The following is a 16,494-nucleotide window of genomic DNA, read 5'->3' as shown; positions in this document are numbered from 1 at the left end:
AAACGCTCCTGGAATAAACCGGCCAACGGGCCGGGCTGAGCCTTAGACGCCAAATCCACCTGCAGGTTGCAAGCCGGACCGGGAACGTGTTCTGTTACCCACAGTGTACTCGGCAAGCAGGATGCATATGGATTACCACAGCCCCTACTTCTTCGGTTATGTGCTCGGCCTGATTCACCTCTTGGGCATCATCGCAGCACTGCATGCAGTGTTCACCGTGCGTACCGCCCAAGGTGCGATTGCCTGGGCCATGCCACTGGTCTTCATCCCCTACCTGACCTTGATCCCCTACCTGATCTTCGGCGCCCGCTCCTTCTATGCCTACATCAAGGCACGGCGACAGGCCAACCAGGAAATGCACGTGGCCATGGCCAACCTCAACTGGCGCCCCTGGGTAGAAGAGGCGCTCACCGCCCGCGAGTCCGAAAGCTATGCTGCGCTGCGTGCCATGCCAAAGCTCGGTCGCATGCCCTGCCTGGCGAACAACCAGGTGAAGCTGTTGATCGATGGCAAAGCGACGTTCGATGCCATCTTCGCCGCAATCAACCAAGCCCGCGAAGTGGTGCTGGTACAGTTTTTCATCATTCACGACGACAACCTGGGCAAAGCGCTACAGCAGTTGCTGCTGCGCAAAGCGGCCGAAGGGGTGAAAGTGTTCGTCCTCTTCGACCGGGTCGGCAGCCATGCTTTGCCGGCAAGCTATAGCCAGGTGCTGCGAGCGGGTGGTGTGGAGATTCATGCCTTCGCCACGCGCCGTGGCTGGTTCAACCGCTTTCAGGTGAACTTCCGTAACCACCGCAAGATCGTGGTGGTGGATGGCCTGGTCGGTTTCATTGGCGGGCACAATGTGGGTGATGAGTACTTGGGTGCGCATCCGCAACTGTCGCCATGGCGAGATACCCATGTGCAAATCGGTGGGCCCGTGCTGGCCTGCTTGCAGGAGTCGTTCGCCGAGGACTGGTACTGGGCAACCCGCCAACTGCCACCGTTGATCCTGCCCGACACCTACCCGGAGAACGGCGTATTGTGCCAGGCGCTTGCCAGCGGGCCAGCGGACCCGCAGGAAACCTGCTCGCTGTTCTTCCTTGAAGCGATCCATTCGGCTACGCGTCGGGTGTGGATCACCAGCCCCTACTTCATCCCCGATGAGGCAGTGTTCGCCGCCTTGCGCTTGGCGGTGCTGCGGGGGGTTGATGTTCGCATCCTGATTCCGTCACGGCCCGACCATCGGATCGTCTATGCCGCCTCCAGCCTGTTTGCCTTCGAAGCGGTACGCGCCGGTGTGCGCATGTTCCGCTACCAGCCAGGCTTTCTGCATCAGAAGGTGGTGCTGGTGGATGACGATGTGAGCGCGATCGGCAGTGCCAACCTGGACAACCGTTCGTTCCGCCTGAACTTCGAGATTACCTTGCTGACGGTGGACCGTGCATTTGCCGATCAGGTGCAAACCATGTTGGCCAACGACTTCGAGCAGGCCCGGGAGATCACTGCGGAGGACAGCCTGGATACCCACCGCCTGCAACAACTTGGGATGCGAATTGCCCGGTTGATCTCGCCGATCCTTTAACAGGCACTAAAAACCAGGGGCCGCATAACGGCCCCTGGTATGTGTGGTCGAACGTGAAACACTCAGGCTAGCGGTACAAATCCTCACGGGTCCATGGCAGGTCATGGCGGCCATCGGCATAAGGTTTCACGGCCAATATCTGGTGCAGGTTGATCCAGCCCTTCTCGAAGGCGTAGGCACAACCGGCCAGGTACAGCCGCCAGATGCGCAGGGTCTTTTCCGGCACCATGGCCGCGGCACGATGCAGCTGGTTTTCCAGGTTCTCGCTCCAGTGGTGCAAGGTCTTGGCGTAATGCAGGCGCAGGCTCTCCACATCGACGACCTCAAGCCCCGCCTCACAGATACTGGCGCTGATCATCGACAGATGCGGCAGCTCGCCGTGGGGGAATACATAACGGTCGATGAACTCACCCGCTCCCCGCCCTACCGGTCGCCCATCCACATGCTTGGCGGTGATGCCGTGGTTCATGACCAGGCCACCTTCACGCACCGCACCGAACAGCTTCTGGCAATACAACGGCAGGTTGGCGTGCCCGACATGTTCGAACATGCCGACACTGACCACCTTGTCGAAACGGCCATCCTGGGGCAGGTCTCGGTAATCGAGAATCTGCAGGTCGACCTGCCCCGCCAGCCCCTCTTCCTTCACCCGCTCACGGGCCAGCTTGAGCTGCTCCTTGCTCAAGGTAATACCGAAAACCTTGGCACCGTACTCGCGTGCGGCAAAGCGTGACAGACCGCCCCAGCCACAGCCCACATCCAGCAGGTAGTCACCCGCCTGCAGGCGCAGCTTGCGGCACAGGTGGTCGAACTTGTCCTGTTGGGCCTGGGCCAGTGTGTTGTCCGGCTCACGGAAGTAACCACAGGAGTAGGCCATGTCCGGGTCCAGCCACAACTGGTAGAACGCGTTGGACAGGTCGTAGTGATAGGAAATGGCTTCGGCGTCGGTGTCCTTGTCATGGGCAGTACGCTGCGGCGTCGTGTCGTCATCATCACTCAGCAGGGCCTCGCTGAGTACGTCGCACACACGAATGACCTCGCCGATATCACCCTCGAGCTCCAGCTTGCCTTCAACGAAGGCTTCACCCAGCTCGTTCAGGCTCGGGTGGGTGAACTGGCTGATCAGTTGAGGCTCCTTGATCAGGATCGTCACTTGCGGGCTCGGCCCGAGATCGAACTCGTTGCCGTCCCACAACTTCAGACGCAAAGGTAAATGCAGGCTCTGCAACGCAGGTGGAAGTTGCGCAAGCATCAATGACCCTCCCTTCAGGTAACGGGGCGCCACGCCTCATAAATTCGGACGCCACGGAATCAGGGTAGTTCATAGCTGCAGGTTTTGGGCTATACGCGACGATGGTCTAGAACCAACAGACATGAAAAGCACGCAGATTGTATACAACTTTAAGCGCACAGACTAACCTTATGCCCCTCTCGCGCTTCTTCATCCTGGAGTGGAACCCATGAAATCCTATGACGTGGTGATCATCGGCGGTGGCCCTGGCGGCTATAACGCGGCAATCCGTGCAGGCCAGCTGGGCCTGAGCGTTGCCTGTGTAGAAGGCCGCTCGACCCTGGGCGGCACCTGCCTCAATGTTGGCTGCATGCCATCCAAGGCGCTGCTGCATGCATCCGAGCTGTACGAAGCCGCCAGCGGCGATGAGTTCGCCCACCTCGGCATCGAAGTGAAGCCGACCTTGAACCTCGCCCAGATGATGAAACAGAAGGACGAGAGCGTGACCGGCCTGACCAAGGGCATCGAGTACCTGTTCCGTAAGAACAAGGTTGACTGGGTCAAGGGCTGGGGCCGGCTGGATGGCGTTGGCAAGGTCGTGGTCAAGGCCGAAGACGGCAGCGAAACCACGCTGCAGGCCAAGGACATCGTCATTGCCACCGGCTCCGAGCCCACGCCCCTGCCAGGCGTGACCATCGACAACCAACGCATCATCGACTCGACCGGTGCACTGTCCCTGCCCCAGGTGCCCAAGCACCTGATCGTCATCGGTGCCGGCGTGATCGGCCTGGAACTGGGTTCGGTCTGGCGCCGCCTGGGCAGCCAGGTCACCGTCATCGAATACCTCGACCGCATCTGCCCGGGCACCGATGAAGAAACCGCCAAGACCCTGCAAAAGGCCTTGGCCAAGCAAGGCATGAGCTTCAAGCTCGGCAGCAAGGTGACACAAGCCACGCCGTCGGCCGATGGCGTCAGCCTGACCCTGGAACCCGCCGCCGGTGGCGACGCACAAACCCTGCAAGCCGACTACGTGCTGGTGGCCATCGGCCGCCGCCCGTACACCCAGGGCCTGAACCTGGAAAGCGTGGGCCTTTCGACCGACAAGCGCGGCATGCTGGGCAATGACCACCACCGCAGTTCGGTGCCCGGCATCTGGGTGGTCGGCGATGTCACCTCTGGCCCAATGCTCGCGCACAAGGCCGAAGATGAAGCGGTATCGTGCATCGAGCGCATCGCCGGCAAGGCCCATGAGGTCAACTACAACCTCATCCCTGGCGTCATCTATACCCGCCCGGAACTGGCCAGTGTCGGCAAGACCGAAGAACAGCTCAAGGCCGAAGGCCGCGCCTACAAGGTCGGCAAGTTCCCCTTCAGCGCCAACAGCCGCGCCAAGATCAACCACGAGACCGAAGGCTTCGCCAAGATCATTGCCGATGCCAATACCGATGAAGTACTGGGCGTGCACCTGGTGGGCCCGAGCGTCAGCGAAATGATCGGCGAGTTCTGCGTAGCCATGGAGTTCTCGGCTTCGGCAGAAGACATCGCCCTCACCTGCCACCCCCACCCGACCCGCTCCGAGGCCTTGCGCCAGGCGGCGATGAATGTGGATGGGATGGCAATGCAGATCTGACAGAACGCGCTCAGGCAATGCTGCCCCGGCATTGCCTGATCCTCTGCGCTAACCACATAAGCTCACCTATAAGGAATCGGTTTCTTAAATGGAATGATATTCCGATACCCTTGTGATAGGTTTGTGCTGTAACGCTGTAGCCTTCATTGCATTTTCCACGGGAGCTCATCTCTCACACATCAAGGAACAACTATGAGCAATGCGCTGGAACGCGGCCTGCACGCTATTGAGCTGTTGGCCGGGAAACGCACCGGGCTGCCTCTTCAGCAAGTTGCCGAAGCCTTGGACATTCCGCCGAGCGCGACTCACCGTATGCTTAATTGCTTGGTTGAACAGGGTTTTGTGCGCCAAGACCCTCAACACGGTAATTATGTTCTCGCCCTCAAGGTGGTATCGCTTGCACTGAAGCACCTGTCCCAGAGCGACATCGTCGACCTCGCCAAACCGATCCTTGAACGCCTTGCCCGTGTGTCTGGCGAACTGGTGCGTTTGAGCATTGTCGATGGCGACAACCTGGTGTGGATCTCCAAGGCGCAAGGCACGCGCTCCGGGCTTCGCTACGACCCTGATGCCGGTGCCGAAGCCAAACTCTGCTGCACAGCGTCGGGGCTTGCGTGGTTGAGCTGTCTGAGTGACGAACGCGCGCTGGAACTGGTTTACCTTCAAGGCCTGGCCAAAGCCGGTGAATATGGGCCCAACGCGGCGACCACGATCGAACAGCTGCTTAAACACCTGCAGCTCGCACGTGATCAAGGCTATGCGTCAGTTGACGAGAGTTTTGAAATTGGCGCGGCGGCGATGGCTATCGCAATCCTCGATTCGCAGCGACACGTCATCGGCGTGATCAGCATAGCCGGCCCAAGCGTTCGCTTGACCCAAGAGCGTATGAAGGCCCTCAAAGCGGCATTGTTCGAGGCCGCCGAAGAAATCACCGCAATCAGTCTGGACAGTCTTCCCAAGCTGTCGATGATGACCTCCCGGATCACCGAGCAGACCGACTGATCGGACCAACGATCGAACGCGGCCTGTCGTCCCGACGTGGCCGCCTCCTCTCCTCAAGCCCTGCTGTCGAATGCGTTAAGCCAAGCGCGCTGACTCCTGCCGACCAAAATCATAAATGGAATGCTTTTTACTTTTGGAATGGTCTTCCATTTATGATAGTGTCATCACCGCCCACTGAGAAAGCCTGGTGTTCTGCAAAAGATGCCGCTGCCAGAAAAGGCGTTCTGATAAAAACAAAAACAGGAGTCATCTATGTCGAGTTCCCCCAACCTTGATGTCAGCACCTTCATGGACGCTAGAAAAATGAGCGCCAGGCAATGGCTGGTGCTGCTTCTGGGCTTCATGGTGCTTGTCTTTGATGGGTTCGATACGACCTCGATCGGTTTCATAGCACCCGCACTGGTCGACGACTGGGGTTTGCAGCGACATGATCTTGGGCCCGTGATGATGAGCGGCCTGCTCGGGCTGGCTTTCGGCTCATTGACTGCAGGTTCGTTGGCAGATCGTTTTGGCCGCAGGCCGGTCATCATCGGTTCAGTGCTGCTGTTCGGCCTGTGGAGCCTAGCTTCGGCCTGGGCCACCGGGGTCGTCAGCCTGACAGTGCTGCGGTTTCTGACCGGGGTCGGTCTGGGTGCATCAATGCCGAATACCGCGACACTGATTTCCGAATTTGCACCCAAGCGTTACCGCTCTCATATGGTCTCTTTCATCTACTGCGGTTTCGCCTTTGGCGCAGCCCTGGGTGGCCTGGGCAGTGAGTGGCTGATCGCCCATTTTGGCTGGCGATCGGTATTGGTGGTCGGCGGTGTGCTGCCCATTGCCTTTGCGCTCCTGCTGCTTTTCAGCCTGCCGGAGTCCATCCGCTTTTTGGCCCAGAACAGTGCGTTGAAGGAACGTCTGATCAAGGAGATCAACAAAGTTGCCCCTGGCTTGGCCAACGCCCGTACCCGATTTCATATCAGCGAAGCGTCGATCAAACAGGCTGGCAAGGTCAGCGCGTTGTTCGCGTCCGGTTATAGCCTCGGTACCTGCATGATCTGGATCACGCTGTTCATGGGCTTGCTGACCATGTACTTGCTGTCGAGCTGGCTGCCGCTGCTGACCCGCGATGCCGGCCTTAGCATGGGCGATGCGGCACTGCTGGGCTCGTTGCTGCAAATCGGCGGCATGCTGGGCAACTTTACCGTCGGCATGAAGATGGACCGCTGGGATCACCATAAGGTGGTCGGCATTACGGTGTTCGGCGGTGGCGCCTGCGCGGTGCTAATCGCGCTGCAGCAGCCGACGATGCAGGTTCTCTGCCCGCTGATCCTGTTGCTGGGCTACTTCCTCAATGGCGTCAACGTCGGTGGCTATGCGTTGGCAGCCGCTTTCTACCCAACCCAGATCCGTGCCACCGGGGTGTGCTGGGCAACCGGCATCGGTCGCCTGGGCGCTATCAGCGGCGCCGGGATCGGCGCACTCATGCTGGCTGCCCAATGGGATTTCAGCCAGGTCTTCTTGTTCCTCGCCATCCCTTCCTTGCTCGGGGTCACGGCGCTATGGGTCAAAGGCCGTCAGCACAGAACGTCGGCGATTCCCACCCCAGCCAACTGAATTCCAGCGCGCTTAACCCCCTCTACGGAGACCTGCCATGCAAGCTAGCTATTCCATCGCCCAACTGACCGCTCTCGATTTCAGCCCGCCCGAAATCATCGAACTGGCTGCCCGCACCGGCTATCACCAGGCTGGCGTGCGGTTGTTACCCGTCGCGCCAGGGGCCGTCGCCTATCCACTGATGGATGACGCACGCATGCTGCGTGAAACGCTCGCGCGGATGAACGACACCGGCGTGAAGGTCTTCGATCTGGAACTGATACGCCTCGATGCCCAATTCGATCTGCAACGTTACCTGCCGTTTTTCGAGGTTGGTGCGCAGCTAGGGGCCAAGGCGGTACTGGTAGCCGGCGACGATCCGGAGCAAGGCCGACTTGTAGAGCACTACGCTCGGCTATGCGACGCAATGCAGCCATTCGGCCTCTCAGCAGACCTCGAATTCATGCCGTGGACGGCCGTCAATGACCTGGCCAGTGCTCTGCATATTGTGGAACAGGCCGATCGAGCCAACGGCGGCATCCTGGTAGACGCCCTGCATTTTGATCGTTCAGACAGCCGCTTCGAGGATTTGCAGCGAATCCCAGCGCAGTGGCTGCACTACGCACAAATATGCGACGGCCCTGCGATGCGCCCCGACACCCATGAGGGACTGATCCAGGCGGCGCGCTGCGGGCGTTTGCTACCGGGGGAAGGTGACATCGATCTGGCCAGGATATGGCGCAGCCTGGCAGCCGCGGTTCCGGTCAGTGTCGAGATCCCGAATGACCGCAGGGTCGCGCAAGTGGGGGTAGAGGCTTGGGCCCGAGAGGCGTTGGCGGCAGCCAAGGCAATCATTGAGCCGCTGTAAATCATTGACGCTGACCAAGCCCACTACACCAGGAGACCTCTTGATGCTTACCGACACTTCCCTGCACACCACGGTGGACTGCGATGTCCTGATCATCGGCTCCGGTGCAGCCGGGCTTAGCGCAGCCGTGACTGCCGCGTGGCATGGTCAGCGGGTGATCGTGGTCGAGAAGGATGAGGTGTTCGGCGGCGCCACCGCCTGGTCGGGTGGCTGGATGTGGGTGCCGTGCAATCCGTTGGCTCAGCGCGCCGGGATCATTGAGGACCGCTCGCTGCCACGCACCTATCTTGAACATGAATTGGGTGACCACTTCGACCCGACCATGATCGATGCCTTTCTCGAAGCAGGGCCCAACATGGTCTCCTTTTTTGAGCGCCACACCGCTTTGCAATTCGCCGACGGGAACGCAATTGCTGACATCCACGGGGATACACCCGGCGCCGGAACCGGCGGTCGGTCGGTGATCGCAGCCCCTTACAATGCCTACGCGGTAGGCAAACTGCTAAAGCGGCTGCGCAAGACGATGCGCGAAACCTCGTTCATGGGCATGCCGATCATGGCCGGCCGTGACCTGACTGCCTTCCTCACCCTGACACGCTCCTGGCGTTCGCTGCTGCACGTGACCCAACGCTTGGGCAAACACTTGATCGACCTTGCGCTCAAGGGGCGCGCCATGCACCTCGTCAACGGCGTCGCCTTGATCGCCCGCCTGGCCAAGTCAGCCGAAGACCTTGGCGTACAGCTCTGGGAGTCAGCGCCGGCCACTGATCTGATCCATGAACACGACCGGGTCGCCGGCGCCGTGGTCGAAACAGCAAAAGGCCGTATCGCCATTCGGGCACGCAAGGGTGTGGTGCTGGCTGCAGGTGGCTTTGCCAATGACATCGAACGACGCAAGGCACTGTTCCCGCGCACGCCAACTGGCCATGAACATCTGGCGTTGCCGCCTCTGGGCGTCAATGGCGATGGTTTGCGCCTGGGCGAGAGCGTCGGCGGCCAGGTCGCTGAAGACCTGGCCAGTGCCGCCGCTTGGGCGCCCGTGTCTCGAGTGCCTTACAAGGACGGCAGCGCCGGCCACTTTCCGCATATCATCGAACGCGGCAAGCCCGGCATCATCGGCGTCCTCGCCAACGGCCAACGGTTCGTCAACGAAGCCAATGGCTACTATGACTATGTAGCAGCCATGGTCGCGGCCGCACCCGGCACCGAGGTCGCGTCCTGGTTGATCTGCACCCGCGCGTTTCAGCGGCGTTATGGGCTGGGCGTTTCCCGGCCTTTCCCACTGCCCGTTGAGCCATTCATTCGCTCGGGTTACCTGAAGACTGGCCACTCCATCGAGGCGTTGGCCTTGGCGTGCGGGATCGACCCCGCGGGCCTGAGCCAGACTGTGACCGAGTACAACCGCCACGCCCGCAACGGTGAAGACCCACAGTTCGGACGCGGCACTACGCCCTACAACCGCAAGCAGGGTGATGCGCAGCACGCGCCAAATCCTTGCGTCGCGCCAATCAAGCAGGGCCCATTCTATGCGGTGAAGGTCGAGGCAGGCTGCTTCGGCACCTTCGCAGGCCTCAAGACCAATGCCCATGCGCAAGTCCTCAACACTGACGGGCAGCCGATTGGAGGCCTTTATTCAGCGGGGTCCGACATGGCCAGCATCATGGGCGGGCACTATCCGGCCGGCGGAATCAACCTGGGGCCAGCTGCAACCTTCGGCTATATCGCCGGGCGCCACCTGGCTGGCGCCACAGCCTACGAATAATGCCCGGCCTACAGGCCTTGAGCCTCGAGGGATCGCCCATGTCGTTTGCTTCCAAGCCCTTCGCCCTTACCACTCAGGAGAACGCACGATGAGCACCATCACCCCCCTTCCCCCACGCTGGGACCAGGAAGTCGACCTGTTGGTGTTCGGCGCAGGCACCGCCGGCATGACTACCGCGTTGATGGCCAAGCACCACGGGCTGGACGTGCTGCTGTGTGAAAAAACCGCTGCCGTGGGCGGCATCAGTGCGACCTCAGGCGGTACCACCTGGGTACCCGGCACCACCCAGAGCCAGCGCGCCGGGGTACCGGACAGCGTGGCAGATGCTGCAACCTTCCTTAAGGCGGTGGTCGGTGAGCGCGGTGGTGAAGCCTTACGCGAAGCCTTTCTGGCCAGCGGGCCGCAGGCAATTGACGAGTTGGAGCGCATCAGCGAAGTCAAATTCGTGGCCGCCGCCGCCCACCCCGACTACGTCAGCGGCCCAGGAGCAGCGTTCGGTGGCCGCGCCCTGGCACCACTCGCGTTCGACGCCAGGCTACTGGGGAAAGATTTCGCCCGCGTACGGCCACCACGCCCGGAGTTCATGGGGCTGGGCGGCATGATGGTGCCCCGCGCCGACCTGGACGCGCTGCTGTCGCCCTTTGCCTCGTTGAAAAACCTGAGCCGTACCCTGAGCGTTGTCGGCCGCTATTGCATCGACCGCCTGAGCCACCCCCGTGGCACCAACCTGGTGATGGGCAACGCCTTGGTTGCCCGACTGTTCTACAGCCTGCGCCAGCGCAACGTTGCCATTCGTTTTGAAACGCCCTTGCACGACTTGATCCAGGAGAACGGCAAGGTGGTGGGCGCTGTGGTGCTGCACAATGGCCAGCCCCAGCGCATCCGCGCCCGCCGAGGCGTGGTGATGGCCACCGGCGGCGTGACCCGCCACCCGACGTTGCGCAAGCAACTGTTCCCGGCCGCGGCCCAACCCCTTTCACTGGCACCCTTGACCCATACCGGCGACGGCATCGATCGCGCGCTGAAGGCTAACGCCCAGCTCGACAACGGCCACGACAGCCCCGGTCTATGGATGCCCTGCTCGATCCGCACAAGCAAGGACGGCTACCAGGCCGTCTGGCCACACATCCTGCTAGACCGTGCCAAGCCAGGGCTGATCGCAGTCAACCGCCGGGGCCTGCGCTTCGTCAATGAGTCGGACTCCTACCACGACTTCGTCATGGGCATGCTCGCCGATGGCAGCCCCACCGCCCACCTGATCTGCGATGAAGCCTTCTTGCGCCGCTATGGCCTGGGCCTGGTGATGCCGCTGCGCACCGCCGTCAACATCGCCAGCTTCGTCAAGGCCGGCTACCTGGTCAAAGCCAGCACGCTGGCCGAGCTTGCCAGCAAGCTCAAGATCGATGCCGAGGGGCTCGCAAACACGGTCAACACCTACAACGCCTCCGCCGCACACGGTGAAGACCCGGCATTCAACCGTGGCAGCAGCCCCATGAACCGTCACAATGGCGACCCGCAGCAAACGCCCAACCCCTGCGTGCGCCCGCTGGGCGAGGGGCCCTACTATGCCGTCACCGTGCAACCCGCCGACCTCGCCTGCAGCGCAGGCTTGAGCGGCAACGCCGACGGCCAGGTGCTGGACACCCAAGGCCAGGTGATCGAGGGGCTCTACGCCTGCGGTAATGACCTGGCCTCGATTTTTCGCGGCACCTACCCAGGCCCAGGTACCACCCTGGGGCCTGCGATTGTGTTCGGCTGGCGAGTGGCCCGGCATGCGGCGGGGTTGGAGGGTGCCAAGAGGGGCATGGCAGAAGCGGTCAAGGTGACGGCATGCTCGGCGGAGAGTGCTAAAGCAGGGGGTGTAACGGTGCAGCAGGAGTAAAACCGTACAAAAAAAGGGAGCCAGTGACGGCTCCCTCTCTCTGCGACGGTTTTAATTGTGTCGCGACAGTTTCAGTTCTCTAAAACCACCACGCCATTAACCGCTGCGCCTTACTCGACCGTCACCGATTTCGCCAGGTTACGCGGCTGGTCAACGTCGGTGCCCTTGAGCACGGCGACGTAGTACGACAGCAGCTGCAGCGGAATGGTGTACAGGATCGGCGCCAGGGCGTCCGCGATGTGCGGCACCTTGATCACGTGGGTGCCTTCACCGTTGGTCATGCCAGCGTGCTCGTCGGCGAACACCACCAGCTCACCGCCACGGGCACGTACTTCCTGCAGGTTGGACTTGAGCTTCTCCAACAGTTCGTTATTCGGCGCCACGGTGACCACCGGCATGTCGTTATCCACAAGCGCCAACGGGCCGTGCTTCAGCTCGCCTGCCGGGTAGGCTTCGGCGTGGATGTAGGAGATCTCCTTGAGCTTGAGTGCACCTTCCATCGCTACCGGGTACTGGGCGCCACGGCCCAGGAACAGGGTGTGGTGCTTGTCGGCGAACAGTTCGGCGATCTTCTCGACGGTCGCGTCCATGGCCAGTGCCTCGCCCAGGCGAGTAGGCAAGCGGCGCAATTCTTCAACCAGCTCGGCTTCTACACCGGCTTCGAGGGTACCGCGCACCTGGCCCAGGGCCAGGGTCAGCAGCATCAGCGAAACCAGCTGGGTGGTGAATGCCTTGGTCGAGGCAACACCGATTTCCGGGCCGGCCAGGGTCAGCAGGGTCAGGTCAGATTCGCGCACCAGCGAGCTGATGCCGACGTTGCAGATGGCCAGGCTGCCGAGGAAGCCCAGCTCCTTGGCATTGCGCAGGGCGGCCAGGGTGTCGGCGGTCTCACCGGATTGCGAGATCGAGACGAACAGGGTGTCTGGCTGGACCACGACCTTGCGGTAGCGGAACTCGCTGGCTACTTCGACCTGGCAAGGGATGCCGGCCAGGCTTTCGAGCCAGTAACGGGCAACCATGCCGGCGTGGTAGCTGGTACCGCAAGCGACGATCTGCACATTGCGAACCTTGGCAAACAGTTCGGCGGCATTCGGGCCGAAGGCCTGGACCAGCACATTGTCCTTGCCCAGGCGGCCTTCCAGCGTGCGCTGGACCACGCTTGGCTGCTCGTGGATTTCCTTGAGCATGAAGTGACGGTAGGTACCTTTGTCGGCCGCCTCAGCGCCTTCGTGGTACTGCACGGTTTCACGCTGGACCTTGGTGCCTGCCTGGTCCCAGATGCTGACCTGGTCACGGCGGATCTCGGCGATGTCGCCTTCTTCCAGGTACATGAAACGGTCGGTGACCTGGCGCAGTGCCAACTGGTCCGAAGCCAGGAAGTTCTCGCCAAGGCCGAGGCCGATCACCAGCGGGCTACCGCTGCGAGCGGCTACCAGGCGGTCTGGCTGTTTGGCACTGATCACGGCCAGGCCATAGGCACCGTGCAGGCGCTTCACAGCGGCCTTCAGCGCATCGGTCAGGTCCGGGACAGTCTTGAGCGTGTGGTGGATCAGGTGAACGATGACTTCGGTATCGGTCTGCGAAGTGAATACGTAGCCGAGCTCTTTCAGCTCTTCACGCAGCTCTTCGTGGTTTTCAATGATGCCGTTGTGCACGACCGCCACTTCACTGGCCGAGAAGTGGGGGTGGGCGTTGCCTTCGGTTGGCGCGCCATGGGTGGCCCAACGGGTGTGGGCGATGCCCAACTGGCCGGTGAGGGGGTCGGCGGCGACGGCAGCTTCCAGCTCGCTGACTTTACCGATACGGCGGCGACGCTCCAGCTCACCTTGCTGGCTGAAGACAGCCAGGCCGGCACTGTCGTACCCGCGGTATTCGAGGCGCTTGAGGCCTTCGATCAGAATGGCGGTGATATTACGCTCGGCTACGGCACCAACGATTCCACACATGGTTATTGCTCCTGGCTGATCGCGGCGCAAATCAGGTTGATGCCGCGGGCTTGAATGTGTTCGCGTGCCGCTGCGGGCAGGCGTTCGTCTGTAATAAGGGTATTCACGCTGCCCCAGGGCAGCTCGAGGTTAGGGATCTTGCGCCCTACCTTGTCGGACTCGACCATCACGATCACTTCCCGGGCCACCTCGGCCATGACTCGGCTCAGGCCAAGCAGCTCGTTGAAGGTGGTGGTACCTCGGTTGAGGTCGATGCCATCGGCACCGATGAACAGCTGGTCGAAATCGTAGGAACGCAACACCTGCTCGGCCACCTGCCCCTGGAACGACTCGGAGTGCGGGTCCCAGGTGCCCCCGGTCATCAGCAGCACCGGTTCATGTTCCAGGTCGCTGATGGCGCGGGCCACGTTCAATGAGTTGGTCATCACCACCAGGCCCGGCTGGCGGCCCAGTTCAGGGATCATCGCAGCAGTGGTGCTGCCGCTGTCGATGATGATCCGCGCATGTTCGCGGATACGCCCTACAGCAGCGCGGGCAATGGCCTTCTTGTAGGCGGACACGGGCTGGGTAGGTTCGCCGAGCAACTCTTGCGGCACCGGCACCGCACCGCCGTAGCGACGCAATAGCAGGCCATTGGTTTCCAGGGCTGCGAGGTCCTTGCGAATGGTGACTTCTGACGTTTCGAAGCGCTTGGCCAACGCGTCCACACTCACCTCGCCCTGCTCGCTGAGCATGGCCAGGATGTTGTGCCGGCGTTGGGGGGTGTTACGTTTCGACATGAGCGCTTAAGTTTCGATTCGAAAGATAATGGTTGCAATCAAAACCTAAGACGCTCGTTTCGTCAAGCGCCATGAACTGTGGATAAGTCTGTTGCCGTCCGCTTACGCGGCCCTTTCGCTACCCACCAGGTGGCGCGTATCCCTGTAGGAGCGGCCTCGCGTCGCGAAAGGAGGGCAAAGCCCTCCCAGCTTTCCAACAGCCCAAAAAAAAACCGACCCATTCACACAGGTCGGCTTTCGATCGAAACAACTGTGTATAACTCAGCTCTTCTTGATCTTCTCCGGCCGCTTCCAGCCGTCGATGTTGCGCTGGCGCCCACGGCCCACAGCAAGCTGCCCTGCTTCGACCGTCTGGGTGATGGTCGAGCCTGCCGCAGTAGTAGCACCAGCCTGGATATCCACAGGCGCCACCAACGAGTTGTTCGAGCCGATGAACACGTCTTCGCCCATCACCGTCTTGAACTTGTTGGCGCCATCGTAGTTGCAGGTGATGGTGCCAGCGCCGATGTTGGTGCGCGCACCGATTTCGGCATCGCCCAGGTAGCTCAGGTGGCCGGCCTTGGCGCCCTCACCCAGGTGAGCATTTTTCAGTTCGACAAAGTTACCCACATGGGCCTTGGCATCCAGCACGCTGCCCGCGCGCAGGCGCGCGAACGGGCCAGCATCGCTACCCTCGCCCATCACCGCACCTTCGATGTGGCTGTTGGCCTTGACCACCGCACCCTTGCGCAGGGTGCTGTTCTTGATCACGCAGTTGGGGCCGATTTCTACATCGTCCTCGATCACTACCTGGCCTTCGAGGATCACGTTGATGTCGATCAGGACATCACGGCCTACGGTCACTTCACCGCGCACATCGAACCGCGCCGGGTCGCGCAGGGTGACACCCTGGGCCATCAGGCGGCGGCCTGCACGCAACTGATAGTGGCGCTCCAGCTCGGACAGCTGGCGACGATCGTTGGCGCCCTGCACTTCCATCGGGTCATGGGGCTGCTCGGTCGCTACCACCAGGCCGTCGGACACCGCCATGGCGATGACATCGGTCAGGTAGTACTCGCCCTGGGCATTGTTGTTCGACAAACGGCTCATCCAGTCCGCCAGGCGCGCGGCAGGCAGGGCCAGAATACCGGTGTTGCCTTCCTTGATCGCTTTCTGCGCGTCGTTGGCATCCTTGTGCTCAACGATCGCCGTTACCTTGCCCTGCTCGTCACGCACGATACGGCCATAGCCGGTCGGGTCTTCGAGGGTGACCGTGAGCAGCCCCAGTTGCTGGTCGTTGGCCTTGGCCAAAAGACGCTGCAAGGTTTCCACTTCGATCAACGGCACATCGCCGTACAGCACCAGCACGGTGTCTGCGGTCAACGCCGGCAGCGCCTGAGCCACGGCATGGCCTGTACCCAGCTGCTTGTCCTGCATGACGAAGTTCAGGTCGTCAGCTGCCAGGCGCTCACGTACCTGCTCGGCACCGTGGCCAATGACCACGTGGATACCTTGCGGCTGAAGCTGGCGCGCGCTGTGGATAACATGGCCGAGCATGGAGTTGCCGGCAACCGGGTGCAGTACCTTGGGCAGCGCCGAGCGCATGCGGGTACCTTGGCCGGCGGCGAGAATAACGATATCGAGTGACATTACTGGCTACCAATCCTGGGCGGTCAGTGAAATGACCGGGGGGGGGAAATCAAAAAAAGAAAAAGGGTAGCCGAGGCTACCCTTTTACTCAATCGCAACAGAAGTCATCAGCCGTGGCCGATTACTTGCCTTTGCGCATTTGCTGGACGGTACGCAGCTGAGCTGCGGCCTCGGCCAGACGTGCGGCGGCGGCGCCGTAGTCGAAGTCCGCGCCTTTCGTATTCAGGGCGTTCTCGGCAGCCTTGAGGGCTTCCTGAGCCTGCGCTTCATCCAGGTCTGCAGCACGTTGCACGGTATCGGCAAGCACCTTGACCATGTTCGGCTGAACCTCGAGGAAACCACCAGAGATGTAGAACACCTCTTGTGCGCCACCCTGCTTGGTCAGCGTGATCGGACCTGGCTTCAGATTGGTGATCAGCGGCGCGTGGCCTGGAGCGATACCAAGATCACCCAGGTTACCGTGCGCAACCACCATCTCGACCAGACCGGAGAAAATTTCTCCTTCCGCGCTGACGATATCGCAATGGACTGTCATAGCCATCTGCTTGCCTCAACCTGATAGCGCCCCTTGCGGGGCGCAGGAATTACAGTTTCTTGGCTTTCTCGATCGCTTCGTCGATGCT

The 16,494-nt window shown here is 61.3% G+C and carries 12 protein-coding genes; 7 read left to right on the top strand and 5 right to left on the bottom strand.

The annotated features are described in order from the left end of the window. The first annotated feature begins 127 nt into the window (after window positions 1-127). Window positions 128-1,567, top strand: coding sequence for a cardiolipin synthase (gene cls / locus NP534_RS04305; protein ID WP_033702419.1), 1,440 nt, complete (start codon window positions 128-130; stop codon window positions 1,565-1,567). Between the two features lie 67 nt (window positions 1,568-1,634). Here the strand turns inward: cls and cfaB are convergent, their stop codons facing one another. Beyond that, entirely contained in the window at window positions 1,635-2,819 is a 1,185-nt protein-coding gene (gene cfaB, locus NP534_RS04300; RefSeq protein ID WP_274097885.1) for a C17 cyclopropane fatty acid synthase CfaB, read from the bottom strand. A gap of 208 nt (window positions 2,820-3,027) precedes the next feature. Here cfaB and lpdA point away from each other — a divergent pair, with 208 nt between their 5' ends. The 6 genes from lpdA (at window position 3,028) to NP534_RS04270 (ending at window position 11,517) form a co-directional block, all read left to right on the top strand. Then, on the top strand, window positions 3,028-4,428 hold the full coding sequence (lpdA, locus tag NP534_RS04295) for a dihydrolipoyl dehydrogenase (RefSeq protein ID WP_274097884.1): 1,401 nt from the start codon (window positions 3,028-3,030) through the stop codon (window positions 4,426-4,428). 192 nt (window positions 4,429-4,620) lie between these two features. Continuing rightward, on the top strand, window positions 4,621-5,430 hold the full coding sequence (locus tag NP534_RS04290; RefSeq protein WP_274097883.1) for an IclR family transcriptional regulator: 810 nt from the start codon (window positions 4,621-4,623) through the stop codon (window positions 5,428-5,430). 252 nt (window positions 5,431-5,682) lie between these two features. After that, window positions 5,683-7,026 (top strand): MFS transporter, encoded by a 1,344-nt coding sequence (locus NP534_RS04285; protein WP_274097882.1) that lies wholly within the window; start codon window positions 5,683-5,685, stop codon window positions 7,024-7,026. Window positions 7,027-7,063: 37 nt separating this feature from the next. Further along, window positions 7,064-7,873, top strand: a complete 810-nt coding sequence (locus tag NP534_RS04280) for a sugar phosphate isomerase/epimerase family protein (protein ID WP_274097881.1) — start codon at window positions 7,064-7,066, stop codon at window positions 7,871-7,873. Window positions 7,874-7,916: 43 nt separating this feature from the next. Then, on the top strand, window positions 7,917-9,635 hold the full coding sequence (locus tag NP534_RS04275; RefSeq protein WP_274097880.1) for an FAD-dependent oxidoreductase: 1,719 nt from the start codon (window positions 7,917-7,919) through the stop codon (window positions 9,633-9,635). Window positions 9,636-9,723: 88 nt separating this feature from the next. After that, the gene (locus tag NP534_RS04270) at window positions 9,724-11,517 is read left to right on the top strand and encodes an FAD-dependent oxidoreductase (RefSeq protein ID WP_274097879.1); all 1,794 of its coding nucleotides are present in this window, start codon (window positions 9,724-9,726) and stop codon (window positions 11,515-11,517) included. A gap of 110 nt (window positions 11,518-11,627) precedes the next feature. On the opposite strand, the gene glmS is transcribed toward NP534_RS04270, so the two are convergent. The 4 genes from glmS to NP534_RS04250 form a co-directional block, all read right to left on the bottom strand. Further along, on the bottom strand, window positions 11,628-13,463 hold the full coding sequence (gene glmS / locus NP534_RS04265) for a glutamine--fructose-6-phosphate transaminase (isomerizing) (RefSeq protein ID WP_033702430.1): 1,836 nt from the start codon (window positions 13,461-13,463) through the stop codon (window positions 11,628-11,630). A 2-nt stretch (window positions 13,464-13,465) separates the two neighbouring features. Further along, on the bottom strand, window positions 13,466-14,242 hold the full coding sequence (locus NP534_RS04260) for a DeoR/GlpR family DNA-binding transcription regulator (RefSeq protein ID WP_033702431.1): 777 nt from the start codon (window positions 14,240-14,242) through the stop codon (window positions 13,466-13,468). Window positions 14,243-14,503: 261 nt separating this feature from the next. After that, entirely contained in the window at window positions 14,504-15,871 is a 1,368-nt protein-coding gene (gene glmU, locus NP534_RS04255) for a bifunctional UDP-N-acetylglucosamine diphosphorylase/glucosamine-1-phosphate N-acetyltransferase GlmU (RefSeq protein ID WP_274097878.1), read from the bottom strand. Window positions 15,872-15,992: 121 nt separating this feature from the next. After that, entirely contained in the window at window positions 15,993-16,412 is a 420-nt protein-coding gene (locus NP534_RS04250) for a F0F1 ATP synthase subunit epsilon (protein WP_033702433.1), read from the bottom strand. Window positions 16,413-16,494 lie beyond the last annotated feature (82 nt).

The sequence above is a fragment of the Pseudomonas sp. 39004 genome, from assembly GCF_028682155.1.
GTDB lineage: Bacteria > Pseudomonadota > Gammaproteobacteria > Pseudomonadales > Pseudomonadaceae > Aquipseudomonas > Aquipseudomonas capeferrum.
Note: the sequence above shows the minus strand (reverse complement) of the source record. Positions and strands in the feature narration are given on the sequence as shown.